The organism is Streptomyces sp. NBC_01210, from assembly GCF_036010325.1.
Classification (GTDB): domain Bacteria; phylum Actinomycetota; class Actinomycetes; order Streptomycetales; family Streptomycetaceae; genus Streptomyces.
Window position 1 is genome coordinate 6,386,808 of record NZ_CP108549.1, and the last position, 24,987, is coordinate 6,411,794.

At 70.2% G+C, this 24,987-nt stretch carries 22 protein-coding genes and 1 pseudogene; 9 read left to right on the top strand and 14 right to left on the bottom strand.

What is annotated here, in order from left to right:
- Window positions 1–23 precede the first annotated feature (23 nt).
- From OG735_RS29205 to OG735_RS29215, 3 genes are all read right to left on the bottom strand, one after another.
- A complete protein-coding gene (locus OG735_RS29205; RefSeq protein WP_327328498.1) occupies window positions 24–1,790 on the bottom strand; it encodes a glycoside hydrolase family 18 chitinase in 1,767 nt (588 codons plus the stop codon).
- A 335-nt stretch (window positions 1,791–2,125) separates the two neighbouring features.
- Window positions 2,126–2,776, bottom strand: coding sequence for a response regulator transcription factor (locus OG735_RS29210; RefSeq protein ID WP_327326116.1), 651 nt, complete (start codon window positions 2,774–2,776; stop codon window positions 2,126–2,128).
- A complete protein-coding gene (locus OG735_RS29215; protein ID WP_327326117.1) occupies window positions 2,773–3,969 on the bottom strand; it encodes a sensor histidine kinase in 1,197 nt (398 codons plus the stop codon). The genes OG735_RS29210 and OG735_RS29215 overlap by 4 nt, the downstream gene beginning before the upstream one ends.
- A 151-nt stretch (window positions 3,970–4,120) precedes the next feature.
- Here OG735_RS29215 and OG735_RS29220 point away from each other — a divergent pair, with 151 nt between their 5' ends.
- Window positions 4,121–4,687 carry a hypothetical protein gene (locus tag OG735_RS29220; protein WP_327326118.1) on the top strand — a complete coding sequence of 189 codons (567 nt, stop codon included), beginning with the start codon at window positions 4,121–4,123 and terminating at the stop codon, window positions 4,685–4,687.
- Window positions 4,688–4,749: 62 nt separating this feature from the next.
- Here the strand turns inward: OG735_RS29220 and OG735_RS29225 are convergent, their stop codons facing one another.
- Both OG735_RS29225 and OG735_RS29230 read right to left on the bottom strand, forming a co-directional pair.
- A complete protein-coding gene (locus OG735_RS29225; RefSeq protein WP_327326119.1) occupies window positions 4,750–5,322 on the bottom strand; it encodes a cob(I)yrinic acid a,c-diamide adenosyltransferase in 573 nt (190 codons plus the stop codon).
- A 13-nt stretch (window positions 5,323–5,335) separates the two neighbouring features.
- A pseudogene (locus tag OG735_RS29230) lies at window positions 5,336–5,494 on the bottom strand (ABC transporter permease); the annotation flags it as partial.
- Here OG735_RS29230 and OG735_RS29235 point away from each other — a divergent pair.
- The 4 genes from OG735_RS29235 (at window position 5,487) to OG735_RS29250 (ending at window position 9,992) form a co-directional block, all read left to right on the top strand.
- On the top strand, window positions 5,487–5,804 hold the full coding sequence (locus OG735_RS29235; protein ID WP_442812509.1) for a hypothetical protein: 318 nt from the start codon (window positions 5,487–5,489) through the stop codon (window positions 5,802–5,804). The pseudogene OG735_RS29230 and the gene OG735_RS29235 overlap by 8 nt on opposite strands.
- A gap of 128 nt (window positions 5,805–5,932) precedes the next feature.
- Window positions 5,933–6,781, top strand: coding sequence for a 3-hydroxyacyl-CoA dehydrogenase family protein (locus tag OG735_RS29240; RefSeq protein WP_327326120.1), 849 nt, complete (start codon window positions 5,933–5,935; stop codon window positions 6,779–6,781).
- Between the two features lie 171 nt (window positions 6,782–6,952).
- Window positions 6,953–7,276: an STAS domain-containing protein gene (locus tag OG735_RS29245; RefSeq protein ID WP_327328499.1), complete on the top strand. Its 324-nt coding sequence runs from the start codon at window positions 6,953–6,955 to the stop codon at window positions 7,274–7,276.
- Between the two features lie 262 nt (window positions 7,277–7,538).
- Window positions 7,539–9,992, top strand: coding sequence for an ATP-binding protein (locus OG735_RS29250; RefSeq protein WP_327326121.1), 2,454 nt, complete (start codon window positions 7,539–7,541; stop codon window positions 9,990–9,992).
- A gap of 74 nt (window positions 9,993–10,066) precedes the next feature.
- On the opposite strand, the gene nucS is transcribed toward OG735_RS29250, so the two are convergent.
- The gene (gene nucS / locus OG735_RS29255; RefSeq protein WP_327326122.1) at window positions 10,067–10,729 is read right to left on the bottom strand and encodes an endonuclease NucS; all 663 of its coding nucleotides are present in this window, start codon (window positions 10,727–10,729) and stop codon (window positions 10,067–10,069) included.
- A 243-nt stretch (window positions 10,730–10,972) separates the two neighbouring features.
- Here nucS and OG735_RS29260 point away from each other — a divergent pair, with 243 nt between their 5' ends.
- Complete coding sequence (locus tag OG735_RS29260) at window positions 10,973–11,365, top strand: SCO5389 family protein (RefSeq protein ID WP_327326123.1); 393 nt, start codon at window positions 10,973–10,975, stop codon at window positions 11,363–11,365.
- Window positions 11,366–11,439: 74 nt separating this feature from the next.
- On the opposite strand, the gene OG735_RS29265 is transcribed toward OG735_RS29260, so the two are convergent.
- Window positions 11,440–12,471 (bottom strand): LLM class flavin-dependent oxidoreductase, encoded by a 1,032-nt coding sequence (locus tag OG735_RS29265; RefSeq protein ID WP_327326124.1) that lies wholly within the window; start codon window positions 12,469–12,471, stop codon window positions 11,440–11,442.
- A 214-nt stretch (window positions 12,472–12,685) separates the two neighbouring features.
- Here OG735_RS29265 and OG735_RS29270 point away from each other — a divergent pair, with 214 nt between their 5' ends.
- The gene (locus OG735_RS29270) at window positions 12,686–13,015 is read left to right on the top strand and encodes an ATP/GTP-binding protein (RefSeq protein WP_327326125.1); all 330 of its coding nucleotides are present in this window, start codon (window positions 12,686–12,688) and stop codon (window positions 13,013–13,015) included.
- Between the two features lie 5 nt (window positions 13,016–13,020).
- Here OG735_RS29270 and OG735_RS29275 read toward each other — a convergent pair whose 3' ends face one another.
- From OG735_RS29275 to mce, 7 genes are all read right to left on the bottom strand, one after another.
- The gene (locus OG735_RS29275; RefSeq protein ID WP_327326126.1) at window positions 13,021–13,848 is read right to left on the bottom strand and encodes an ABC transporter permease subunit; all 828 of its coding nucleotides are present in this window, start codon (window positions 13,846–13,848) and stop codon (window positions 13,021–13,023) included.
- On the bottom strand, window positions 13,845–15,035 hold the full coding sequence (locus tag OG735_RS29280) for an ABC transporter ATP-binding protein (protein ID WP_327326127.1): 1,191 nt from the start codon (window positions 15,033–15,035) through the stop codon (window positions 13,845–13,847). Before OG735_RS29280 ends, OG735_RS29275 begins: the two co-directional genes overlap by 4 nt.
- A 129-nt stretch (window positions 15,036–15,164) precedes the next feature.
- Entirely contained in the window at window positions 15,165–15,944 is a 780-nt protein-coding gene (locus OG735_RS29285) for an ABC transporter permease (protein WP_327326128.1), read from the bottom strand.
- A gap of 3 nt (window positions 15,945–15,947) precedes the next feature.
- Window positions 15,948–16,931, bottom strand: a complete 984-nt coding sequence (locus tag OG735_RS29290) for an ABC transporter ATP-binding protein (RefSeq protein ID WP_327326129.1) — start codon at window positions 16,929–16,931, stop codon at window positions 15,948–15,950.
- Between the two features lie 102 nt (window positions 16,932–17,033).
- Window positions 17,034–17,972, bottom strand: a complete 939-nt coding sequence (locus OG735_RS29295) for a cellulose-binding protein (protein WP_327326130.1) — start codon at window positions 17,970–17,972, stop codon at window positions 17,034–17,036.
- A 114-nt stretch (window positions 17,973–18,086) separates the two neighbouring features.
- Window positions 18,087–22,043: a polarized growth protein Scy gene (gene scy / locus OG735_RS29300; protein WP_327326131.1), complete on the bottom strand. Its 3,957-nt coding sequence runs from the start codon at window positions 22,041–22,043 to the stop codon at window positions 18,087–18,089.
- 166 nt (window positions 22,044–22,209) lie between these two features.
- A complete protein-coding gene (gene mce, locus OG735_RS29305) occupies window positions 22,210–22,638 on the bottom strand; it encodes a methylmalonyl-CoA epimerase (protein WP_327326132.1) in 429 nt (142 codons plus the stop codon).
- Window positions 22,639–22,774: 136 nt separating this feature from the next.
- Here mce and OG735_RS29310 point away from each other — a divergent pair, with 136 nt between their 5' ends.
- Both OG735_RS29310 and meaB read left to right on the top strand, forming a co-directional pair.
- Window positions 22,775–23,977, top strand: a complete 1,203-nt coding sequence (locus OG735_RS29310; protein ID WP_327326133.1) for an acetyl-CoA C-acetyltransferase — start codon at window positions 22,775–22,777, stop codon at window positions 23,975–23,977.
- A 32-nt stretch (window positions 23,978–24,009) separates the two neighbouring features.
- Window positions 24,010–24,966, top strand: a complete 957-nt coding sequence (meaB, locus tag OG735_RS29315) for a methylmalonyl Co-A mutase-associated GTPase MeaB (RefSeq protein WP_327326134.1) — start codon at window positions 24,010–24,012, stop codon at window positions 24,964–24,966.
- Window positions 24,967–24,987: the final 21 nt, after the last annotated feature.

The window sequence follows — 24,987 nt, forward strand, 5'->3', positions numbered from 1 at the left end:
GTACGCAGTGCTGGTTCGAGCAGCTAGTTCAGACCACTGTTGATCGCGCCGACCAGCTCTCCGTTCGTGGTGTCACCGCTGAACTCCCAGAAGAACGCGCCTCCCAGGCCCTGGCCCTTCGCCCAGCTCATCTTCGAGCCGACGGTGGCCGGGGTGTCGTAGCTCCACCAGTTGCTGCCGCACTTCGCGTACGCCGTGCCGGCGATCGTTCCGGTGGACGGGCAGCTGTTCTTGAGGACCTTGTAGTCCTCGATGCCCTGTTCATAGGTGCCCGGGGCGGGTCCTGTCGCGGTGCCGCCCGGCGCGCTCTGGGTCACTCCGGTCCAGCCGCGCCCGTAGAAGCCGATGCCCAGCAGCAGCTTGGCCGACGGCACGCCCTTCGCCTTGAACTTGGCGATCGCCTCGGCGGAGTTGAAGCCCGCCTGCGGGATGCCCGGGTACGAGGTGAGCGGGGAGTGCGGGGCGGTCGGGCCCTGTGCGGCCCAGGCGCCGAAGAAGTCGTACGTCATCACGTTGTACCAGTTGACGTACTGGGCAGCGCCCCCGTAGTCGGCCGCGTCGATCTTGCCGCCGGACGAGGCGTCCGCGGTGACGGCCGCGGTGACCAGGTTGTTCGTACCGAACTTGGCGCGCATCGCCTGCATCACGTTCTTGAAGGCGGCCGCGCCGCTGGTGTCGCAGGACAGACCGCAGGCGTTCGGGTACTCCCAGTCCAGGTCGATACCGTCGAAGACATCGGCCCAGCGCGGGTCCTCGACCAGGTCGTAGCAGGACTGCGCGAAGGCCGCCGGGTTGGCCGCGGCCTGGCCGAAGCCGCCGGACCAGGTCCAGCCGCCGAACGACCAGAGCACCTTGATGTTCGGGTACTTCGCCTTGAGCTTGCGCAACTGGTTGAAGTTGCCGCGCAGCGGCTGGTCCCAGGTGTCGGCGACGCCGTCGACGGCCTGGTCGGCGGTGTACGCCTTGTCGTAGTCGGCGTAGGAGTCACCGATCGCGCAGCGGCCGCCGGTGACGTTCCCGAAGGCGTAGTTGATGTGCGTGATCTTGGCGGCGGAGCCGGAGGTCACCAGGTTCTTCACGTGGTAGTTGCGTCCGTAGACGCCCCACTCGGTGAAGTAGCCGAGCTTGACCGTGGAGCCGGGGCCGGGGCCCGGGTCTCCGCCACCGCCGGTGGTGCGGACCGCGCGGGCGCCACTGACCGGTCCTGTCTGGTCGGCGGTGTCACGCGCCTGGACGGTGTACGAGTAGTCGGTGCCGGCCGTGAGCCCGGTGCTGGTGTACGTCGTGCCGGTCACCGTCGCCACCTTGGCGCCGTCACGCAGCACGTCGTAGTTCTTGATGCCCTTGTCGTCGGTGGCGGCGGTCCAGCTCAGCGTCACCGCGGTGTCGGTGATGTTGGACGCGCTCGGGGTGCCGGGGGCGGAGGGCGGGTTGTCGCCGGGGACGCTGCCGCCGTCGCAGGAGGCGCCGTTGAGCTTGCAGCCGGAGGGGGCGCCGGGGCCCGCGCCGTTGAAGCCGAAGGAGACGGAGGCGCCGGGGGCGAGAGTGCCGTTCCAGCTCTTGTTCTTGGCGGTCCAGTGGGTGCCGGAGCTGGTGACGTCGGCGTCCCAGGCGGAGGTGACGGAGGTGCCGGAGGGGAAGTCCCACTCGACGGTCCAGGAGCCGAGGGAGGTGGTGCCGGTGTTCTTCACCGTCCACTTGCCCTCGAAGCCGGATCCCCAGTCGGAGACCTTGACGTAGCTCGCGGTGGCCGACGCGGCGGCCTCTGCGGGGGAGGCGAGGCCGACCATGGCGGCGAGGGGGAGCAGCAGCGCAGTCAGACCCGCGACGGCTCTGGATCTGAACTTTCTCCGGTGCAGGGGGGCTTGGGTGCTCAAGGGGTGCTCCTCGAGTTGCGGACGGACATTCGGGGTGGTCCGTGAACTGCGCACCCTGCGACGGCTCTCCGCAGCGTGTGCGGTGAGAGTAGGAAGGTCTGGACCAATCGTCAATAGGTCCAGACCAAAGCTGTGGCGGGTGGGGAAGGGGGTGGGATCAGATGCGGGCCGGGTTGCGGGTGAGGTGCCGATCGGACGGCGGGTCGGAGGCGGGTCGGAGATGGGCCGGGCGGCGGGTCGGCCGCCGGTCAGATGCCCAACTCCTGTGCCAGTACGGCCGCTTGGACCCGGCTGCGCAGCGCCAGCTTGCCCAGCAGCCGGCTCACATGGGTCTTCACCGTGGCCTCCGCCATGCCGAGCCGGCCCGCGATCTCGGCGTTCGACATCCCCTCACCGATGCATGAAAGCACCTCGCGCTCGCGTCTGGTGAGTGGGTCGAGGATCGCGGGGTCGGGCGCGTCCGCGGATCGTACGGGCTGAGGCGTCGCGAACTCCGCGATCAGCCGGCGGGTGACGGCCGGCGCGATGAGCCCCTCGCCGCGCGCCACTGTGCGCACCGCCTCGAGAAGGTCGTTGGCCTCGGTGTTCTTCAGCAGAAAGCCCGCGGCCCCCGCTCGAAGCGCCCCGAAGACATACTCGTCCAGATCGAACGTGGTCAGCACGAGGACGTCGGCAAGCTGCTCGGCGACCACCAGCCGGGTCGCCGACACCCCGTCAAGCCGCGGCATCTGGACATCCATCAGTACGAGATCCGGGCGCAGTTCGCGGGCGAGCCGTACCGCTTCCTCGCCGTCCGCCGCCTCACCGACCACCTCGATGTCCGGCGCGCTGCGCAGGATGAGGACCAGCCCGGCGCGTACGGCGCTCTGGTCCTCCGCGACCAGTACCCGGATCGTCATGCCTTCCCGTTCCCTTCATCGAGGGGCAGCTCCGCCCGTACCTGCCAGATCCTGGCTCCGTCCGCGGTGGTGACCGGCCCGGAGTCGAAGGTCCCCGCCAGCAGCGCCACGCGCTCGCGCATACCGACCAGACCGGCCCCCGAACCGGGGGCTCGCGGTCCGGGCCCGTCCCCGTACGGGCTGGTGACGCCTACCGTCAGCATCTGCCCGTCCCGGCCGAGCGCGACCGTGATCCCCCCGGGAGAGGCGTGCTTGAGCGCATTGGTCAGGGACTCCTGGATGATGCGGTACGCCGCGAGTTCGACCGGCGCGGGCAGCGGGAAGTTCTCCGCGCGGGTGTCGGTGAGTGTGAACTCCATCCCGCTGGAGGCGCCGTTCGTGCGTGCCTGCTCCAGCAGCGCGTCCACCCCGGAAAGCCTCGGCACGGCGGACGGCTCCGTTCCGCCGCCGCTGTCCCGCAGCAGCCCGATCAGCCGCCGCATCTCGGCGAGGCCGTCGACGCTGTTCTCGCGGATGACGCCGAGAGCGTCGCGGGAGGTCTTCGGATCGTCGATGGAGAGCGCGGCCGTGGAATGGATGGCGATCGCCGAAAGGTGATTGGCGACCATGTCGTGCAGCTCGCGGGCCATCCGGGCGCGCTCGGCAGTCACCGCCTGGGTGCGGTCGATCTCGGCGAGCAGTGCGGTCTGCTCGGCGCGCAGCCGGGCCGCCTCGGCGGCGTCACGGTGGGTGCGTACGCTCACGCCGGTCCAGGCGGGGGCCACCGTGACCACCGCGAAGAGCAGACCGAGCAGCACGGCCTGCGCATCCTGGAAGACGACAAGTGCGGTGACGGTGACGGCGGCGGTGGCCACCATGGAGACGGCGGGGATACGGCGAGCGGCGGCCGGAGTGCCGTAGAGGACCGCCGCGTACACCAGGTCCGTGAACAGCGCGATCGTGGCGACGTTCCCGGCGGTGAACGGGTCGGCCAGCATCGCCAGGCAGCCGATCGTCAGCGCGGTGTTCGGCATCGTCCGGCGCAGCAGCCCCGCCCCGCTCATCACCGCGAGCGGCAGCAGCGCGAGCGCGCGCGGGTCGAAACCGTGCCCCCCACGGCTGTCCAGGCCCAGCGACCAGAGCAGCAGGCCGCCGAGGAAGCCGGCCACGGCGATGAGCACATCGTCGCGGTGGGGGCGGGGGAGAGCGGTCACAGACCCATCAAACACGGCGGGCGGCACGCGGGCCTCCACGTCGCGGGTGAAGGCCGACTACATCGAAGGATGCAGTGCCACTTCGTCACTGCCGACGACGAATCCCCGCCGTACGGACGGAAGTGTGGGGCCACAAGGAAGGGAGAGTGCTGTGATCGTCACGCTGATCGTGATCTGCGAGGTCGGCTTCTGGGTGCTGCTGGCCGCCGGACTGGCCCTGCGCTACCTGGCGAAGATGCCACTTCTGGGCGCTGCCGTGCTGCTCTGCGAGCCGCTGCTGGAGGTCGTCCTGCTGGTCGTGACGGCGATCGACCTCAAGAACGGCGCCGCACCGGACTGGAAGCACGGACTCGCCGCGGTCTACATCGGTTTCACCGTGGGTCTGGGCCACCAGACGATCAAATGGGTCGACGCCCGGGTCGCGCACCGCTTCGCCGGCGGCCCGCCGCCCGTGAAGCCGCCGAAGTACGGCACCGCTCGCATGATCCACGAGTGGCGGACGGCCATCCGCTGGACCGTCGCCGCGGTGGTCGCCATGGGCCTGCTGCAGGCCGCGATCTGGTACGTCGGCGGCGACGGCGACGTCGGTTCGCTGCGCATGTGGCAGCAGAAGATGCTCTTCGTCATCGGCATCAACGTGATCATCGCCGGGAGCTACACGCTCTTCCCGAAGAAGGCCCCGGTGGCGGAGCGCGAACGGGTCCGCGTCGAGCGCTAGGAAACTCAAGCCTCGCCGGCGTGTGCGGCACGGGTCCCGGGGCGGCGCCCCGGGACAGTGGCCTACCGCTCGCCGCCGGGCACCCAGAGCACGTCCCCGACCTCCTTGTTCGCGGTCCTCGCCAGGATGAACAGGAGGTCGGAGAGGCGGTTGAGATACGTGGCCGTCAGCGGGTTCATGATGTCGCCGTGCACCTCCAGCGCCGCCCAGGTCGAGCGCTCCGCGCGCCGTACCACCGTGCAGGCCTGGTGCAGCAGCGCCGCCCCCCGCGTACCGCCCGGCAGGATGAAGCTGCGCAGCTTCTCCAGCTCCTCGTTGAAGCGGTCGCAGTCCGCCTCCAGCTTGTCGATGTAGAACTGCTCGACCCGCAGCGGCGGATACTCCGGCTCCTCGACCACGGGGGTGCACAAATCCGCGCCCACGTCGAAGAGGTCGTTCTGGACGCGGACAAGGACCTGTACGACCTCCGCGTCCAGCTGTCCCAGCGCGATGGCCGTGCCCAGGGCGGCATTGGCCTCGTTGGCGTCGGCGTACGCCGCGATCCGTAGATCGGTCTTGACCGTCCGGCTCATATCGCCGAGGGCCGTCGTGCCCTGGTCGCCGGTGCGGGTGTAGATGCGCGTGAGGTTGACCATGCGACCAGCCTAGTTACGCGCCTGCCCTGCGGAAGGCACGTGTGCCGACCGTCACGGACCCGAGCACGAAGGCGACCGCCATGAGTACGCCGTACAGCATCGCCGTACTCGCGTAGTCGCCCGCATATCCGGCCCGCACCGCGTCCACCGGATAGCGGAACGGCATGAAGTGTCGACAGCCTCAGCGCCGGCGCGTACGAGAGCGAGGCCGGCGCGACGGCCAGTACGGCCCCGAGGACGAAGCCGATGAGATCGGGTCGTGTCCCCGCGAGGAGACCGGCGCGGACCCCGCCGATCAGCTGCCGACGCTGATCACCGGTCAGCTCTGCTGGGTGCAGACCACTCTGCTCGGGGTGATCGGCCGGGAGATGGTGGCCGGCCGTAAACCCGACGAGGTCTCCCGCGAGTCCCTGGACCTCCTCGACGACATGGAGGACGTGCCGGGGGAGAAGGTGCTCAAGTACGCGGTCCGGGAAGCCTGATCGGCCGTACCAGTGTGATGTCCGTCATTCGAGACGTGACGCGTATCTCTTCACCGCCACACGGCCCCTCACGGGCGCTAACCTCCCGCAGAGAGTCCACATGTAAACGGGTGTTAAGGAGTGCCGCAGTGGCCAGGAAGCTCGCCGTCATCGGGGCCGGACTCATGGGGTCCGGTATCGCGCAGGTCTCGGCCCAGGCGGGCTGGGAGGTCGTGCTGCGTGATGTCACCGACGCGGCCCTGACCCGCGGCAGGGACGGCATCAAGGCCTCGTACGACAAGTTCGTCTCCAAGGGCAAGCTGGAAGCGGCCGACGCCGACGCGGCGTTGGCGCGTATCACGACCACCACCGACCTGGATGCCGTCGCCGACGCGGACATCGTCGTCGAGGCGGTCTTCGAGAAGCTCGAGATCAAGCACGAGATCTTCCGTACGCTCGACAAGCTCGTACGGGACGACGCCGTCCTCGCCTCCAACACCTCCGCCATCCCGATCACGAAGATCGCGGCAGTGACGGAGCGTCCGGAGCGGGTCGTCGGCGCGCACTTCTTCTCGCCCGTCCCGATGATGCAGCTGTGCGAACTGGTGCGCGGCTACAAGACCAGCGACGAAACGCTCGCCACCACGCGGGAGTTCGCCGAGTCGGTCGGCAAGACCTGCATCGTCGTCAACCGCGATGTCGCAGGCTTCGTCACGACGCGCCTGATCTCGGCGCTCATCGTCGAGGCCGCGAAGCTGTACGAATCGGGCGTAGCGTCCGCCGAGGACATCGACATCGCCTGCAAGTTGGGCTTCGGCCACGCCATGGGGCCGCTCGCCACCGCCGACCTCACCGGCGTGGACATCCTGCTGCACGCCACGAGCAACATCTACACCGAGTCCCAGGACGAGAAGTTCGCGCCGCCGGAGCTGATGCGCCGGATGGTGGATGCCGGTGACATCGGCCGCAAGAGCGGGCAGGGCTTCTACAAGCACTGACCCTCATCGACCGTTTTGGTATCACCCGTCGGGGTGAATTCGGTATCGGTTCGCTCACAAGCAGCAACCGCTCTGCCCGTGCGGCAGTCAGTTGTTGCAAGACGGAACAAGACAGAAGCAGACAGTCAGCACAGACAGACACAGGGCATGAAGCACTCTCGGGGAGCGCATATGCACATCAGGGGCGACCACGCCGAGCTGGTCGTCGGGGGCCGCCTCGACGTCCGCAGCGCGGCGGACGCCCGTACGGTCCTGCACTCGGCCGTCGACAGCGGAGCCGGCGACCTGGTGCTCGACCTGACCGATCTCGACTCCTGGGACGCCACCGGGCTCGGGGTCATCATGGGCGCACACCGCCGGGCCGGCCGGTGCGGCCGCCGACTGGTGCTGCGCGGAGTCCCCCCGCAGATGCAGCGACTACTGGTGGCCACCCGGCTGCATCGCATCCTTGCCATCGAAGGCGGCATCGCGGCCGAAACGCTTCCTCGGGTGTGAACCGTTATGACGCTCGCAATCCTCACGAGACTGTGACGTCACGGGCGGGTCGGCACCCCCCTGGTGCATAGATACTGAGCGAAGGTCTAAGGTTCGGTCGCCCGCCGTTTCGACGTACCCATGCGGTGGGCACCGGACCGAAGCTACAGCGGGGCGTGCAGAAAGCCGGGAGGGACACATCCGCACGCGGCTCCGCCTCCAGGAATTCAAATGATCTTGGCGGGGACGAAGCTAAGCGAAGCGCATCTGGGGGGCTTGGACCATGGACAACGACACTTTCGGCGAGGGCGCGGGCCAGGCCCGCACGCCGCGCGACGCCAGCACGCCGGACTTCGGACAGTCCGCGCCGACGCTCGCCCGTACCGTCCAACTCGTCTCGGGCGACTTTCTGCTCACCGTCAATCCCGTCGACGGCAGCGAGATCGAGCCCTGCCCGCCGGGTGAGCGGCCCGCGTCGCCGGCCCGGCACACCGCCGCCGAACGCACCGAGCTGCAGCGCGCGGCGCAGCCGCCCCTACCGGCAGGGCCTCCCGCCCCGCGGCTCCCGTTGCTGGAGCGCGACGAGGAGCGCCGGCGGCTGGTACGGCTGCTGGGCCGCGGCCGCTCGGTGCGGCTCACCGGCCCCGCGGGCTCCGGACGCAGCGCACTGCTCGACACCGTCGCGGAGGAGTGTGCGGATCTCGCGCCCGACGGCGTCGTACGCCTCAGCGGCCACAACCGCACCCCCACCGAGCTGCTGTACGCGCTCTACGCCGTCGTCCACAAGGCTCCTCGGCACCGGCCCGACCAGGCCGGGCTGCTCGAGCGTGTCCGTGACATCGGTGCGATCGTCCTCCTCGACGACCTGGAGTTCGGTGGCGCCGCGCTCGGCGAGCTGCTGGACGCCGCACCCGAATGCGCCTTCCTGGTCGCCGCCACACCCGACGTCGCCGCGCCCGCCGCGGACTCACACCTCGAAGAGGTCTTCCTCGGCGGTCTCGGCCGCAGCGCCTCGCTGGAGCTGCTGCAGCGCGCCGTGGAACGGCCGCTCACCGAGGACGAGGCGAACTGGGCGGGCGACCTCTGGTTCGAGTCCGAGGGCCTGCCGCTGCGCTTCGTACAGGCGGGCGCGCTGCTGCGGCAGTGCGACGCCCTGCGTGCCGACCCGGAGGACTTCGACCCGTACACGCCCGCCGAGCGCGTCGAGGGGGGCGACGTACCGCTGCCGAGCCTGGCGGAGGGTGCCGCGCCCGCCGCGCTGCTCGCCTCCCGGCTGAGCAAGTCCGCCCGCCAGACCCTGCGTTTCGCCGTCGCACTCGGCGGCGAGGTCCCGCACCAGGCGCACCTGCCGGCACTTGTCGGGGACACACACGCGGACGCCGCCATCGGCGAGCTGATGAGCTGCGGGCTGCTCACCCCGGTGGGCGCGCGCTACCGGCTGGCGGCCGGTGTGATCGCGCAGCTGACGGAGAAGGGTTACGCGAGTGACGCGGCGGCTCACGCCCACACCGCCGCCCAGCACTACGCCTGGTGGGCCGGGCATCCCTCGGTGACGCCCGAGCGGGCCGTGGCCGAGGCGGACGCCGTACTCGCGGCGCTGACCGCGCTCGTGCCCGGCCAGGAGTCCGGACACCCCAGCACGGCCGTGCTGCTGGCCCGCAGCGCCGCGCCCGCCTTCGCGGCCGGGCAGCACTGGAGCGCCTGGGAGCGGGCCCTGCGGGTCGGCTCGGAAGCGGCCCGGCTGGCGGGTGAAGTGGCCGAAGAGGCGTACTTCCACCATGAACTGGGCGTTCTGGCGCTCTGCAACGGCAGCCTGGAGCGGGCGCGCGCCGAGCTGGAGGCCTCGATCGGCATGCGCGGGGCGCTCGCCGACAAGCGCGGCACCGTCGCGGGTCGCAGGGCGCTGGCGCTTGTTGCGGACCGCGCGGGCGGCCCGGTGCCCGGCGGACGCACCCCGGCGGGCGAGGAGGTGCCGGCCGCGCGCTACGAGGAGTCGGCGTCGCCGCCCGGAGGCGTACCGGCAGCCGTGCCGCTCTCGCGGCTGGGACAGGTCTCGGGACCGGGTTCTGTGGGTCTGCGGAAGTCCGCGGACGAGCCTGCGGCGACTGTGTCGCGGCGCGAGAGGCCCGCGGGCGGCACATGGCCGGGCCGCGGCCGTTCGCTCCTCGGCGGTGCCCGGCGCAACCTCGTTGCCGCGGGGGCGGGCGCGCTGCTCGCCGCCGTGCTCGGCACGGTGGTGACGCTCGGCGCGACCTCCGACAACAACGATGCCCCTGGCAACAAGGTCAGGAACGGCCAGTCCGCGAACGAGGACGACTCGCAGAACGGCCTGGACGCGGACGAGCCGGCCGACGGCTCCACCAAGAGCCCCGGCGGCGGGGGCGGCGACCCGAAGGACCCGGACAAGGTGACGCCGGGCGCGACCTCTTCATCGGGTGCGCAGTCCACGCCGGGCGGGAAGCCGTCGTCGAGTTCGGCGACGCCGGAGGGCAGGCCGTCGACGTCGGGCAAGCCCCCGACGAGGCCGACGACGAAGCCGACCCCTTCATCGTCGAGCCACCCCACTCCGTCCCCCTCCTCGCCTTCGAGCACGCCGTCCACTACTCCGTCCACCACGCCGACGCCCACCCCGTCGACACCGGACTCGGCCAGCGCCCCCGTCACGAACAGCAGCGCCCCCGGGTCGTCCGCGTCGTCCGAACCGTCCGGCTCCACCGCCGGCTCGCCGGTGATCTGACCTTCAGTTGATGCAGCACGGCCCCGGACGGCATTGCCGCCCGGGGCCGTACTCACGCACTCTTCTCGTGACGGTCAGAACAACCTGAGCTTGTCGTCGTCGATCCCGCGCAGCGCGTTGTAGTCGAGCACCACACACCCGATCCCGCGGTCCGTCGCCAGCACCCGCGCCTGCGGTTTGATCTCCTGCGCCGCGAACACGCCCTTCACCGGCGCCAGATGCGGGTCCCGGTTCAGCAGCTCCAGATAGCGCGTGAGCTGTTCCACGCCGTCGATCTCACCGCGCCGCTTGATCTCCACCGCCACCGTCGCGCCGTCCGAGTCCCGGCACAGGATGTCCACCGGGCCGATGGCCGTGGGGTATTCGCGCCGGATCAGGCTGTAGCCCTTGCCCAGTGTCTCGATGCGGTCGGCGAGCAGCTCCTGCAAGTGGGCTTCCACGCCGTCCTTGATGAGGCCGGGGTCCACACCGAGCTCGTGCGACGAGTCATGGAGGATTTCCTCCATCGTAATGATCAGTTTCTCGCCCGCTTTGTTCACGACGGTCCACACACTGTCGTCGCCCTCCTTCAGAGTGCAGGGAGGGGACATCCAGTTCAGTGGTTTGTACGCCCTGTCATCCGCATGGATGGAGACGCTGCCGTCTGCCTTGACCAGGATCAGACGGGGGGCGGAGGGCAGGTGGGCGGTGAGCCGGCCGGCGTAGTCCACGGAGCAGCGGGCGATGACAAGACGCATGGTCGGCAACGCTACTCGACGGAAGCAGTTGCGCGCGATTCGCCCCCGGAAGCCCCCTTCGTTATTTGGCCGGTTGTGTTCCCAATCTCCTGGTGCCCTCCGGTCAGCGCACTTACCGTGGAAGCAGGAGGTTGTCGGTCGTGCACTCTGCGTCGTCGTACGTCGTTCGTGCGACGCCGTCGTCCGGTGTCCTCCTTCCCTGCCCGTAAGGCCCCGTTCATCGGGGCCGCGAGAGGAGAACCCATGTCGCTCGACGTCTCACCGGCGCTGTTGGAACAGGCCGAGCGAGGCGAGGTCGACGAAGCTGTCTTCGTCGACTGCGTCCGGACCTCCCTGCCCTTCGCATGGGAGATGATCAGTTCTCTGGTGGCTCAGCTGAAGGTGGACGGCGGCGACTTCGCCGACAACCAGACGCCCCCGCCGGACGAGCAGGCACGTGGTCAGCTGCTGCGCGCACTCGCGAGTGACGCTATTCGCGGTGCTCTGCAGCGGCACTTCGGAGTGCGCCTGGCATTCCAGAACTGCCACCGCGTAGCGGTGTTCCCGCTGGACTCCTCGGTTGACGAGCGGCTCGCCCGCTTCACCTCCGTCCGGGCCCAGTTGCTCAACCAGTCGCCCGGACTCCGCGACTGCTGAAGTCTTTTGCTGCCGCTCCGCATTGCGGGAGGTGCTACTGGTGTCGGAGCGGCAGCACCTCCCGTACGGCTGACTCAGACAAGCAGCGACAGGACCTCTGTGCCAAGACGCCGCACATTCTCCTCCGTGGCCGCCAGATCGCCCGAGCCCTCGGCCAGCAGCGCGAAGCGCGTGATGCCGGTACGTTCGGCGGTGGCCGCGATCCGGTCCGCCGCGAGTCGTGGCGGACCCACCGGGTGCAGCCCGCACAGCAGTTCCGTGTATCCCACGGGGTCCCGCATCGCGCGGCGCCGGCCGTCGACGGTCACATGGGCGTCCAGCCCCTGTTTGAGCCAGCCGGGCATCGCCTTCACCAGAGTCTCCGTGGCCTCGGCCCGGCGGTCCGCGATCTGGGCCACTCCGGCCGACACGTGTCCGGCGTCCTCGACCTCCTCGGGAGAGCGGCCCGCGGCGAGCGCGTGCGTACGCCAGAGGGCGACCATCTCCGCCTTCTCCTCGTCGTCGCAGTGCATCCCGAGCAGCATCGGCAGCCCGCGTTCGGCGGCGAGCTGCACGCTCTTGGGGGACGTACAGGCGACGATCACTTCGGGGCCCTCGGGCGGGCCGCCGATCAGCTCGTCCGGCCTGGGGACGACCGGGACTTCACGGAAGGTGAATCGTTCCCCGTTGGTGGCGACCCGGGGCTCGCGCAGCCAGCGCAGCAGCAGGTCCAGGGATTCGGGAAAGCCCTTCTCGTACGCGTCCAGGCCCGAGCCGAAGACCTCCAGATCGACCCAGGGCCCGCCCCTTCCCACCCCGAGGGAGAATCTCCCGCCGGTGGTGAGGTGCAGCAGTGCCGCCTGCTCACCCAGCGCCACCGGATGGGCGCTCGGCAGCACGCTCACCGCAGTGCCGACCCGGATCCGCCGGGTGCGGCCGAGCAGCAGCGCGGCGAGTGTCACGGCCGAGGGGCACACGCCGTACGACACGAAATGGTGCTCGGCCAACCAGACGGAATCCAGGCCGGACTCCTCCGCGACCTCGGCGGACCGCACGGCCCGGTGCAGTGCCTCCCCCTGCCCCTGGCCCGGGAATTGGGCCGCCAGTACAAACGTTCCCACGCGCATCGCCTTTTGCCTCCTTGCGGCCGACGCGTCACTCCCCCTACTGGCAACAACGTCTGACACGTGCCATAGGCACGGCCCATCGTGAAGTTGTTGCGATTTTCCGGTAACTGGCCCCTATGGGTGCCACGGTCTCACGCCGTACAGGGCATGTACCCCGGACTGTGGACCGTAGGCTGGAAGAGGAACTGTCCGGACTTGCCCCATGAGGTGTCACGTGTCCCCGCGCCGCAACCGCCCCCGAGGCGGCGAGAAGCCGACCGAGCAAACCAGCGAGCCGGGCGAGAGGTACGGCGGCCTCGGGCGGAGCGAGTCCTGGCAGGGCGAGGAGTGGTCGGTGCGCCATGTGGCCGGCGCAAGTGCCGCGGGCAAGCGGTACCGCTGCCCCGGCTGCGATCAGGAGATCCCGTCCGGGATGCCGCATGTGGTTGCCTGGCCCGAGCACGGCGGCGTCGACGACCGGCGGCACTGGCACAAGGCGTGCTGGAACGCGAAGGACCGCCGCACCACGCGGGTGCAGCGGTCCCGTAACGCGCCGAAGTACTGAGGCCGTTACACGTCGCGTGTGCTGAGCGAGGCGTATGCGCCGGCCAGCGCGACCGCCGTCACGCCGAGCGCGATCCACAGCGGGTCCCAGCCGGCCGGGCCCGACTCGGTCACGGCGGTGTCGTAGAGCACGCCGATCTGATTCGGGATGGAGTACTCGAAGAGTGCCTGCTGCAGATCCCGCAGCGAATCCGAGAACATGAACATGGCCAGCACCAGCGGCAGCAGCACCACACCGATCATGATGGTGATCGCGCCCGCCGAGTGGCGGATCAGGGTGCCGACGGCGAGCGACAGCAGACCGAGCGTCGCGATATAGAGGCCGACGCCCACCGTGGCGCGGAACCACTCCTCGCCGGTGGACGAGCCCTGGCCCACGATCGCGATCTGCAGCGCGCCGACGAGCGCGGTGATCACCGTGGTGAGCGCGAAGACGAGCAGGAAGAAGACGATCGCCTTGGCGGTCAGCACCCGGGCCCGGCTCGGGCACGCGGTGAGCGTGGTCCTGATCATGCCGGTGCCGTACTCGGACGCGATGGTCAGCACGCCCAGCGTGATCACACAGATGCTGCCGAGCAGTACGCCGAAGAAGCCGAGCGAGAGGATCGACTGATCGCCCAGATCGGCGTCCGAGGCGGAGACGGCCACCGCCGAGAGCGCGCCGATGCCGACCATCAGCACGATCATGACGCCGAGCGTCCACATCGTGGAACGCACGGACCGGATCTTGGTCCATTCGGAGGCGAGCGCGTCGCCGAGGTTGGCGCTGCGCACCGGAATCGGCGAGGAGTACGCGGCGGCGGGTGCGCCCTGCTGCTGGTACGGGGTGGTCATCGGCGGTCCTCGGGCTTGGTCAGGTCGGCGGGCGCGGCAGCGGCCGGGGGCACGACGGGCGGAGCTGCGGGGGTTGAAGGAGCGGCGGGCGCGGCAGGGGCCACGGGGGCTCCGGGGGCTCCGGGGGCTCCGGGGGCTCCGGCGTAAGGGTTCTGGCCGGGCTGGGGCGGCGGCGGGGCGTACCAGCCCTGCTGCGGCACCTCGGGAATCTGCTGCGGCGGCGGGAAGTAGCCCATCGGCTGCTGCTGCATCAGCCCCGACTTCTCGTCCGCCGTCGAGCGGTAGTCGACAGCGCCCTGCGTCATCCGCATGTACGCCTCCTCCAGCGAGGCCTGGTGCGGCGACAGCTCCCACAGGCGTACGTCCGCGGTGTGCGCCAGATCGCTGATCTGCGGCAGTGGCAGCCCGGTGACCCGCAGCGCGCCGTCCGGCTCCGACATGACCTGCCCGCCGGCCTCGGTCAGCGCCGCGGACAGCTTCTCGCGCTGCTGCGGATCGGTCTGCGGCGTCCGCACCCGCGCGAAGTCCGCGGAGTTGTGCGAGATGAAGTCCTTGACGCTCATGTCTGCGAGCAGCTGCCCGCGGCCGATCACGATCAACTGGTCGGCGGTGAGCGCCATTTCGCTCATCAGGTGCGAGGAGACGAAGACGGTACGGCCCTCGGAGGCCAGCTGCTTCATCAGATTGCGGACCCAGAGGATGCCCTCCGGGTCCAGGCCGTTGACCGGCTCGTCGAAGAGCAGCACCTGCGGGTCGCCGAGCAGCGCGGCCGCGATGCCGAGCCGCTGGCCCATACCGAGCGAGAAGCCCTTGGAGCGCTTCTTCGCGACTTCCTGGAGACCGACGACACCGAGCACTTCGTCCACCCGGCGGGCCGGGATGCCGGAGAGCTGCGCCAGCGAGAGCAGGTGGTTGCGCGCGCTGCGGCCGCCGTGCACCGCCTTGGCGTCGAGGAGCGCACCGACCTGGCGGGGCGCGTTCGGCAGCTGTCGGAAGGTGCGGCCGCCGATGGTCACATGGCCTTCGGTCGGCTGGTCGAGCCCGAGGATCATGCGCATCGTGGTCGACTTGCCGGCGCCGTTGGGGCCGAGGAACCCGGTGACGGCGCCGGGCCGTACCTGGAAGGAAAGGTTGTACACGGCCGTCTTGGCGCCATAGCGCTTTGTCAGGCCGACTGCCTCGATCATTCTCCAGCCCCATCGACTTTCGGGTCGTCGGGGCCCAGGCCATCCGGCCGCACGCCCCCGTAAGAGTTAGGAGGATAACGGTGCCTTGACGGTTCCGGCCAAGCCGTAACGCTATGGTGTCGGCTTTGCCTACGCGTCCCGTTTCTTGAGCACCAGATAACCGCCAAGCAGCGCCGCGATCACCCAGAGGACCATGATCCCCAGCCCGCCCCACGGCCCGTACGGAGCGGTGTCGCTGCCCATGGCGTCCGGCACCACCTGCATGATCTTGGAGCCGGCCTGGTCGGGGAAGTAGCGGGCGACCGTCTTCGCCTTCGGCACGGACGCGAGGATCTGCGAGACCAGGAAGAAGAACGGCATCAGGATGCCGAGCGAGAGCATCGAGCTGCGCAGCATCGTCGCCACGCCCATAGAGAAGAGCGCGATCAACCCCATGTAGAGCCCGCCGCCGACGACCGCGCGCAGCACATGGTCCGCGCCGATGTCCGTACGGAGGTCGCCCAGCAGCGCCTGGCCCAGGAAGAAGGTGAGAAAGCTGGTCGCCAGGCCGACCACCAGCGCCAGCACCGTGGCCACCGTGATCTTGCTGAACATGAAGGTGGCGCGCTGCGGTACGGCGGCGAGCGAGGTACGGATCATGCCGGAGCTGTACTCCGTACCGACCACCAGAACCCCGAAGACCACCATCGCGAGCTGGCCCAGGATCATCCCGGAGAAGCTGATGAAGGTCGGGTCGAAGGTGATTTGCTCCTCCCGCGGCAGATCGTCGAACGTCGACTTCAGCAGCGCGCTGAGCGCGGCGCCCATCGCGACAGTGACGACGAGCGCGCTCACCAGTGTCCAGGTGGTCGAGGAGACCGTACGGATCTTGGTCCACTCGGACTGCAGAACGGCGGGTACCGAGGCCATGGGTCAGGCTCCCTTGCTGCTCTGGTAGCTATGGCCCCACTGGAGACCCGGCTGCTGGACCGGCGGCGGCGCTCCCTCGTCCGTCGAGTGCGCGTGGTACTCGACCGAGCCCGCCGTCATCTGCATGAAGGCCTCCTCCAGCGAGGCACGATGGGAGCTCAGTTCATGCAGAACGAGCTGATGCCGGGCGGCCAGCTCACCGAGCTGCGCGGTGGTCGCGCCGTCGACCTCCAGCATGCCATTGCCCGACTCGACCGGAATGAACCCCGACTCGTGCAGCACATCGCGCAGCCTCTCCTGCTGCGGCGAACGCAGCCGCACATAACTGCGGGAGTTGTTGTGAATGAAATCTGCCATTGATGTGTCGGCCAGAAGTCGCCCCTGCCCAATCACGATCAAGTGGTCGGCGGTCAGGGCCATTTCGCTCATCAGATGCGAGGAGACGAAGATCGTCCGACCTTCCAGGGCAAGAGTCCTCATCAGATTGCGGATCCAGTGAATTCCTTCGGGGTCCAGACCATTGACAGGTTCGTCGAACATCAGGATCTCCGGATCGCCCAGCAGCGCAGAGGCGATTCCCAGCCGTTGGCTCATACCGAGCGAGAAGCCCTTGGACTTCTTCTTCGCCACCGGGGTCAGTCCGACGGTGTCCAGTACCTCGGCGACCCGCGAGGTGGGGATACGGTTCGACTGGGCGAGACAGAGAAGGTTGTTGTACGCGCTCCGCCCGCCCTGCATCGCCTTGGCGTCCAGCAGCGCGCCGATGTACTTCAGCGGCTCCTCGAGGTCGCGGTAGTGCTTGCCGTCGATCCGCACCGAGCCACTGGTCGGGTTGTCGAGATCGAGCATCATGCGCATCGTCGTCGACTTGCCCGCGCCGTTCGGGCCGAGGAAGCCTGTCACCACACCTGGTCTCACCCGGAACGACAGATGGTCGACCGCGGTGGTGCTGCCGAAGCGCTTGGTGAGGCCCTCGAGCTCAATCATGCGGCCACGCTAAAGGCGCGCAAAGCCCCCCGCCACCGGAGTGGCAGGGGGCTTGACGGGTCCTTCCGGACTATGCGGCGTACCCGATGAACGAGTGCGTACTCAGCGGGACTGCTGGGCCGGGACGCCGCGGGAGATCGGCTCGTCGTCGGCGGGGGCGCCGGTGGCGGCCACGGCCGCACCGGTCAGCGTGGCCAGCATCTCGCGGACGTTGGTCAGCTGCGCGTTGATCGAGTCACGGCGGTTGGTGAGCGCCGCCAGCTCGCGCTCCGATTCGCTGCGGATCCGGTCGGCCTTGGCGTTCGCGTCGGCCACGATGTCCTCGGCCTGGCGCTGCGCGGTCTCCACCGTCTGACGGGCCCGGCGCTCCGCGTCCGTACGCAGCTTCTCGGCCTCCAGTCGCAGCTGCTCGGCGCGGTGCTCGATCTCCGCCAGGCGCTTCTCCGCCTTCGCCTGACGCGAGGCCAGGTCGCGCTCCGACTGCTCGCGGCGCTTGGCGAGGTTCGTCTCGAAGTCCGCGGCGGCCTGGGCGGCCTTGGCGCGGGTCTCCTCGAAGAGAGCGTCCGCCTCCTCGCGCTTGGACTGCGCGTCCTTCTGCGCTTCGCTGCGCAGTGTAGAGGCGTCGCTCTTCGCCTTCTCGACGATACGGACGCCCTCGTCCTCGGCCTTCGCCTTGCGCTCCGAGGCGAACGACTCGGCGTCGTTGCGCACCTGCTGGGCGGCGGACTCGGCGAGCTCACGGTGCTGCTCGGCCGCGCGACGGGCCTCCTCGCGCAGGTCCTTCGCCTCCTCCTCGGCGAGACGGAGGATCTTCTCGACGCGCGCACCGAGACCGGCGTACGACGGCTCTGCGTCGCTGACCTGGGCCTGGGCGTTCTGCGTCTCGAGGTGGAGCTCCTCGATGCGCTTTTCCAGAGAGGTGATTCGGGCCAGAGCACTGTCACGGTCGGCGACGAGTTTGGTAATGCGGTCGTCCACCTGACCGCGGTCGTAACCACGCCGCACGAGCTCGAAGCCGAAGGGGGAGGATGTGTCGCTCATGGGGTTCCTGTCGAATGAGACCGGTGAGGTGATAGGGGGAATCCTAGGGGCCGAAGCGGCGTGTCATCGAGCGGATGCCCGTTTGGACTGGAGAATGTCCAGCCTTTTGAGTGGCTAGGCCTCGGCTGACTTGCCACTCGAACGTGTAACCCCTGCTGTCGCGCCCGCTTTGACGCCATTCTCCTTGTTGCTCCCGGATGGCGCTTCGAACGACTCCAATGCTTCGAGTACATCCTGGACACGGGAAATCTCCGCCTGAATGTCCTCGCGGCGGCGCACCAGCACATCGAGCTCCCGCTTGCCCTCCGTCACTGTCTGTTCGGCCTCGGCCTCGGACTCCGCCTTGAGCCGCTCGGCCTCCCGGAACACCTCGGCCTTCTTCTGCTCGGCCTCCTTGAGGAGCCCCTCCGCCTTCCGCACCGCGGCGATCCGGACCTTGCTGGCCTCCGAATTGGCCTCGGACACCAGCTCCTTGGCCTTCGCCTCGGCCTCGGCCTGTTGCTCGGTCGCGGCCTTCACCAGCTTGTCGACGCGCTCGCCGGCCGACTTCAGCTGCTCCGCGGTCTCACGGCGGGCGCGCTCGTGCAGCTCCTCGATCTCGGCCTCGACCCGGGCCCGCAGCTCCTCGCCCCGTTCCCTTATGGCGGCGGCGTCCCGGCGCGCGCCGACCAGCAGCTCGTCGGCGTCCGTACGGGCCTTCTCCACCCGGGAGTTGCCGTCGACGGTTGCCTCGGCGATCACCCGCTCGGCCTCCTTGCGGGCAGCGCCCACCATCGTGTCGGCCTGCGCCTCGGCCTCGGTGGCCGCGCGCAGCGCCTCCTCCTGGGCCTTGTTGATGAGCTGGTCGGCCTGCTCTGCGGCGTCGGCACGGCGCTTGGCCGCGGCTTCGCGCGCCTCGTCCACCGTCCGGTCCGCCTCCGCCCTGGCCTCCGTACGCATCAGCTCCGCCGCCGCCTCGGCGTCCGCCTTGATCTTCCGGGCCTCGGACTTGATGCGCTCGGCGGCCTGCTGGGCGGAGCCCACCGTCTCGGCGGCCTCGGCGCGCAGCCGCTCCGCCTCACCGCTCGCCTCGGAGATCAGCTGGTCGGCCTGGGCGGCCGCGTCACCGCGGCGCTTGTCGGCGGCCTGACGCGCCTCGTCCAGGATCTGCTCGCCGTCGGCACGGATCCCGGCGTGCAGCCGCTCCGCCTCGGCCTCGGCCTGCACCTTGATCTGCTCGGCATCGGCGCGCAGCCGGGCCGCGGCCGCCTCGGCGCCGGACAGCGTCTCCGCCGCCTCGGTGCGCAGCAGCTCGCTCTCGCTCGTCGCCTCGCTGATGAGCCGGTCGGCCTGGGCGGCGGCGTCGGAGCGGATGCGGTTGGCGTCCTCGCGGGCCTCGCCGCGGGCGCGCGAGGCGTCCTGCTCGGCGGAGGCGAGAGCGTCCGTCGCCTCGGTACGCACCCGCTGCGCGTACTCGGCGGTGTCGGCGCGCAGCCGGTCGGACTCGGTGATGGCTTCCCCGACGGTCCGCTCCGCGAGCGCATTGGCGGCCTCGGTCTCCTCCTGGGCCCTGGCCCGCAGCCTGGCCGCGTCCTCGGCGGCCCGCTCGCGCTCGGCGTACGCGTCGGCGCGGACCCGGTCCGCCTCCTCCTGCGCCTCGGTCCTGGTGCGGTCCGCGGAGTGCTCGGCGGCCGAGCGCAGCCCGGCGATCTCCTGCTCGGCCTGATCATGGAGGCCGTTGACGGAGTCCCGAACCTGCTGGGCGGTCTGCTCGGCGGCGGACACCATCTCGGTGGCGCGCCGGTCGGCCTCCTCGACCAGCCGATGCGCCTCGGTCTGCGCCTCCTCGACCCGCTTGCGGGCCGAGGCCAGCAGCTCCTCGCTCTGCTCGCGGGCCCGGTCGCGCTCCTGGTTCGCCTCGCTGCGCGCCGAGTCGAGGATCTCCTCGGCCTCCCGGCGGCGGCGGTTGGCCTCCTCCTGGGCGGCGGCGAGCGCCTCGGCTGCCTCGACGCCCACCCGCTCCGCGGCGGCGGCGGCCTCGGCCCGCAGCCGGTCGGCGCTCTCCTGCGCCTCGGTCTTGAGCCGCTCCGCCTCGGTGGCGGCATCGGTGCGCAGCCGTACCGCGACGTTCTCGGCCTCGGCGCGGGTGGCCGATGCGTCGGCGGCGGCGTCGTTGCGCAGCCGCTCGGCCTCCTGCTCCGCCTGCGCCTGGAGCGTGCGGATCCGCTCGGCGGCCTCGCCACGCAGCCGCTCGGTCTCCTCCGCGGCCTCGCGGCGGATCCGCTCGCCCTCGCCGCGGGAGTCGCTCAGGCCCTGCTCGGCGGCGGCGAGACGCGACTCGGCCTCGGTGTGCAGCCGGGTCAGCTCGTCCGCGGCCTCGGCCTGCCGGGCCGCGATGGCGCGCTCGGTCTCCTCGCGCAGATCGGCGGCCGCCTGCTCGGCCGCGGACTTGACGCCCTCGGACTGTTCCTCGGCCTCGGCGCGCAGCCGCTCGGCCTCGGCGCGGGTGCGCTCCAGGGTCTCCTCGGCCTGCTTGCGCAGTGTGGTGGCGCGCTCGATCGCTTCCGTACGGACACGCTGGCTGTCGGTGGTCGCCGCGGTGCGCATTTCGTCGGCGTCGGTCCGCGCCTTGGTCAGCAGCTCCTCGGCGGTGCTCGCCGCCTCCTCGATCTGCTGCACGGCCTCGCGGCGGGCCTCGCCGCGGATCCGCTCGCCCTCGGCGACCGCCTCGGACCGCAGCTGCTCGGCCTCGCCGCGCAGCCTGCGCGCCTCCTCCTGCAGTTCGACGGTCTTGGCGCGGTACTCCTTGGTGTCGTCCTTGGCCGCACCCTTGAGCTGGTCGGCCTGCTCGGCGGCCTCGCCGCGCAGCCGGTCCGCCTCCGCCTCGGCCTCGCGGCGGATCCGCTCGGCCTCCTCGCCCGCCTTACGAGTGGTCTGCCGGGCGTCCTCGGAGGCCTTGGTCAGCACCTCCTCGGCGCTACGGGCAGCCCTGGCGAGCTGCGCGGCAGAGTCCTCGGCCGCGACCGTACGAGCCTTCTCGCCCGCCTCGGCGACCAGCTTCTCCGCCTCGGCGCGGCCGTCCGCGAGCGCCTGCTCGGCCTCCGCCTTGAGCGCCTCCGACTCCTTGGTGGCCTCGCCGACCAGCCGCGCGATCTCCGCCTTGGCGGTACGGGTGCGCTGCTCGTTGATGGACTCGGCGGACGCCAGCTGCTTGGCCGCCGACTCCTTGGCCTCGGCCAGGACCTTCTCGGACTCCGCGCGGGCCTCGCGCAGCTTCTCCTCCGCCTCCTGGATCCGCTGCTCGGCGGCGCGGCTCAGTTCGGCGGCCTGCTGACGGGCCTGGTCGGACTCGGCGGAGGTGGAGGAGCGCAGCTGCTCGGCGTGGGAGGTGGCCTCCTGCGCCTGGTTCGATGCGGCGTTCAGCAGGCGTTCGGCGTCCTTGCGGGCGCGCAGCAGGATCGTCTCGGCCTCGGCGCGGGCGTTCTCCGCCTCGGAACCGAGCCGCTGGCGAGCCTCCTCGGCGACCCGGGTGGCCTCGGCACGGGCCGCGGCCAGGGACTTCTCGGCCTCGGCGCGGGACTCGTCGAGGAGTCGGCGGGCCTGCGCCTCGGTGCGGGCGCGCAGCTGCTCGGCCCAGGCGACGTTCTCGTTGACGTGCGCCTCGACGGTCTGCCGGCGCTCCGCCAGCTCCTGGTCCAGGCGCAGGCGGCGCTGGTTCGCCTCGGAGTGCAGTTCGGCCTGGAGACGTGCCTGGTGCTCGGCGTGCTCCTGGAGGATGCGCTGCGTCTGCGCGCGGGCGTCCCGCAATTCGCGCTCGGCGTCCGAGCGCAGCTGGTCGGCCTGAATCTGGGCATTACGGAGCAATTGCTCGGCCTGATAGCCGATGTCGGCGCTGTCATAGGCAGGACGAGACGCGAGGTTGCGGCGCGCCTCATGGAGCTTGGCGCGCAATACCTCGACCTGGTAGCCGAGGTCCTCGGCGTGCTGGACGGCCTTCTCCCGCTCGGTCTTCAGCCGGTCCATCTCGGCTTCGAACCGCGAGAGGTGGTCGTCGTCAGCTCGGTGGCTCTCCTGGCGTTCGTAGCCCCGCACTGCGCGGTCCCATCCGTCCCCTGGTCGCAACTGTCTCCGTACGAGCACCGTTCGCCGGCGAACGGCCCCCCGGGGAATGGTGACAGATCAACGGAGGGGACGCGGCGCGGCCCCGATCCGGCCCCGGCCCGGAACCGCCCACTCTACCGGGCCGGGAATCCTGAGGTCAGTGCTCCGTTGCAGAGGTGACGAGTTCGGTGAGAACGCCGTGACAGTCCTTGGGGTGGAGAAAAGTAATACGGGAGCCCATGGAGCCGATACGCGGCTCGTCGTAGAGAACGCGTACGCCCTTGTCCCGGATGGACTGCGCGTCCGCGTCCACATCGGCGGTGCCGAAGGCGATGTGGTGGACGCCCTCACCATTCTTGGCCAGCCACTTTCCGACGGCCGAGTCCTCGCGGGTCGGCTCCAGGAGCTGGAGGTACGAGGCGCCGCCGTCGGACGTCTCATTGATCTTGAGCATGGCTTCCCGTACGCCCTGCTCCTCGTTGACCTCGGAGTGGAAGACCTCGAAGCCGTACGTGGCCCTGTAGAACTCCACGGTCTTGTCGAGGTCGAAACAGGCGATCCCGATGTGGTCGATTCGCGTCAGCATGGGTCCAGTGCAGCGCCCCGGACGGTGGTTACGCAACGTGCGCGCGATCACACCGGCTGCCCGGTGACCGGGGACCGGGCAGCTCAGTACATTGAAGTAAACCCTCGTTCACTCCTCATCCAAGGGGCCGTGCCTCATGTCTGGAACGTCCGGTACCACTTCAGTGATTGTCGCGGGCGCCCGTACGCCCATGGGTCGGCTGCTCGGCTCGCTCAAGTCCTTCTCCGGCGCCGATCTCGGCGGCTTCGCCATCAAGGCGGCGCTGGACCGGGCCGGTATCGGCGGTGATCAGGTGCAGTACGTGATCATGGGCCAGGTGCTGCAGGCCGGCGCGGGTCAGATCCCGGCCCGCCAGGCCGCGGTCAAGGGCGGCATCCCGATGAGCGTCCCCGCGCTGACCGTCAACAAGGTCTGTCTCTCCGGGCTCGACGCCATCGCACTGGCCGACCAGCTGATCCGCGCCGGTGAGTTCGACGTGATCGTCGCCGGCGGCCAGGAGTCCATGACCAACGCGCCGCACCTGCTGCCGAAGTCGCGCGAGGGCTACAAGTACGGCGCGATCGAGATGCTCGACTCGATGGCGTACGACGGTCTGACCGACTCCTTCGAGAACGTCGCGATGGGCGAGTCGACGGAGAAGCACAACACCCGGCTCGGTATCGCCCGCCAGCCGCAGGACGAGATCGCGGCGCTGTCGCACCAGCGGGCCGCGGCCGCGCAGAAGAACGGCATCTTCGAGGCGGAGATCACGCCCGTCGAGATCCCGCAGCGCAAGGGCGAGCCGGTGGTCTTCGCCAAGGACGAGGGCATTCGCGCCGAGACGACGGTGGAGTCGCTGGGCAAGCTCCGCCCCGCGTTCGCCAAGGACGGCACGATCACCGCGGGTACGTCCTCGCAGATCTCCGACGGCGCCGCGGCGGTCGTGGTGATGAGCAAGGCCAAGGCCGAGGAGCTGGGCCTGGAGTGGATCGCGGAGATCGGCGCGCACGGGAACGTGGCGGGCCCCGACAACTCCCTCCAGTCGCAGCCGTCCAACGCCATCCAGCACGCGCTGACCAAGGAGGGCCTCGGCGTCGAGGACCTCGACCTCATCGAGATCAACGAGGCCTTCGCGGCGGTTGCCGTGCAGTCAATGAAGGACCTCGGGGTGTCCCCGGAAAAGGTGAACGTCAACGGCGGCGCGATCGCCCTTGGCCACCCGATCGGCATGTCCGGCGCGCGGGTGGTCCTGCACCTGGCACTGGAGCTCAAGCGCCGTGGCGGCGGCGTCGGTGCGGCCGCGCTGTGCGGAGGTGGCGGGCAGGGTGACGCGCTGATCGTGCGCGTCCCGGGCAAGTAACCCTCGTACGTAACCGATCGAACGGAGCGGCAATGGTGGACGTCCCCGAGCTGGTGGCCCAGGCACGGGAAGGCCGGCCGAGGGCTGTCGCCCGGCTGATCTCGCTGGTGGAGGGGGCGTCACCGCAGCTGCGCGAGGTGATGGCGGCGCTCGCTCCGCTGGCGGGCGGGGCATACGTCGTCGGTCTGACCGGTTCGCCGGGTGTCGGCAAGTCGACGTCCACGTCGGCGCTGGTGTCCGCGTACCGGCGGGCCGGGAAGCGGGTCGGCGTCCTTGCCGTCGACCCGTCCTCGCCCTTCTCGGGCGGGGCACTGCTCGGCGACCGGGTCCGGATGTCGGAACACGCATCCGACCCGGGCGTCTATATCCGCTCGATGGCCACGCGCGGGCACCTCGGCGGTCTGGCCTGGGCCGCCCCGCAGGCGATCCGGGTACTGGACGCGGCCGGCTGCGACGTGATTCTGGTCGAGACCGTGGGCGTGGGGCAGTCCGAGGTGGAGATCGCCTCGCAGGCGGACACGTCGGTGGTGCTGCTGGCGCCCGGTATGGGCGACGGTATCCAGGCGGCGAAGGCGGGCATCCTCGAGATCGGCGATGTGTACGTCGTCAACAAGGCGGACCGGGACGGCGCGGACGCGACGGCCCGCGAGCTGAACCACATGCTCGGCCTGGGCGAGGCGCGCGGCCCCGGCGACTGGCGGCCGCCGATCGTGAAGACGGTCGCCGCGCGGGGCGAGGGCATCGACGAGGTCGTCGAGGCGCTGGAGAAGCACCGCGCGTGGATGGAGGAGCACGGCGTCCTCGCCGAACGCCGCGCCCGCCGTGCGGCCGGCGAAGTGGAGACCATCGCGGTGACGGCGCTGCGGGAACGGATCCAAGACCTGCACGGCGACCGCCGACTCGGCGCGCTGGCGGAACGGATCGTGGCGGGTGAGCTGGACCCGTACCGCGCCGCGGACGAACTGGTGGCGGGCATCACGGAGGGCTGACGGCCATCGAGCGGCGGCGGG

Coding starts and splice junctions, on each gene's coding strand:
- OG735_RS29295 (WP_327326130.1), bottom strand. CDS start 17,972: ATGAGCGACACATCCTCCCCCTTCGGCTTCGAGCTCGTGCGGCGTGGT.
- OG735_RS29225 (WP_327326119.1), bottom strand. CDS start 5,322: ATGGTCAACCTCACGCGCATCTACACCCGCACCGGCGACCAGGGCACG.
- OG735_RS29265 (WP_327326124.1), bottom strand. CDS start 12,471: ATGCGCGTGGGAACGTTTGTACTGGCGGCCCAATTCCCGGGCCAGGGG.
- mce (WP_327326132.1), bottom strand. CDS start 22,638: ATGCTGACGCGAATCGACCACATCGGGATCGCCTGTTTCGACCTCGAC.
- OG735_RS29260 (WP_327326123.1), top strand. CDS start 10,973: ATGTCGCTCGACGTCTCACCGGCGCTGTTGGAACAGGCCGAGCGAGGC.
- OG735_RS29290 (WP_327326129.1), bottom strand. CDS start 16,931: ATGATTGAGCTCGAGGGCCTCACCAAGCGCTTCGGCAGCACCACCGCG.
- OG735_RS29245 (WP_327328499.1), top strand. CDS start 6,953: ATGCACATCAGGGGCGACCACGCCGAGCTGGTCGTCGGGGGCCGCCTC.
- OG735_RS29250 (WP_327326121.1), top strand. CDS start 7,539: ATGGACAACGACACTTTCGGCGAGGGCGCGGGCCAGGCCCGCACGCCG.
- OG735_RS29205 (WP_327328498.1), bottom strand. CDS start 1,790: ATGGTCGGCCTCGCCTCCCCCGCAGAGGCCGCCGCGTCGGCCACCGCG.
- OG735_RS29280 (WP_327326127.1), bottom strand. CDS start 15,035: ATGATCGAGGCAGTCGGCCTGACAAAGCGCTATGGCGCCAAGACGGCC.
- OG735_RS29275 (WP_327326126.1), bottom strand. CDS start 13,848: ATGACCACCCCGTACCAGCAGCAGGGCGCACCCGCCGCCGCGTACTCC.
- meaB (WP_327326134.1), top strand. CDS start 24,010: ATGGTGGACGTCCCCGAGCTGGTGGCCCAGGCACGGGAAGGCCGGCCG.
- OG735_RS29310 (WP_327326133.1), top strand. CDS start 22,775: ATGTCTGGAACGTCCGGTACCACTTCAGTGATTGTCGCGGGCGCCCGT.
- OG735_RS29210 (WP_327326116.1), bottom strand. CDS start 2,776: ATGACGATCCGGGTACTGGTCGCGGAGGACCAGAGCGCCGTACGCGCC.
- OG735_RS29235 (WP_442812509.1), top strand. CDS start 5,487: ATGAAGTGTCGACAGCCTCAGCGCCGGCGCGTACGAGAGCGAGGCCGG.
- nucS (WP_327326122.1), bottom strand. CDS start 10,729: ATGCGTCTTGTCATCGCCCGCTGCTCCGTGGACTACGCCGGCCGGCTC.
- OG735_RS29285 (WP_327326128.1), bottom strand. CDS start 15,944: ATGGCCTCGGTACCCGCCGTTCTGCAGTCCGAGTGGACCAAGATCCGT.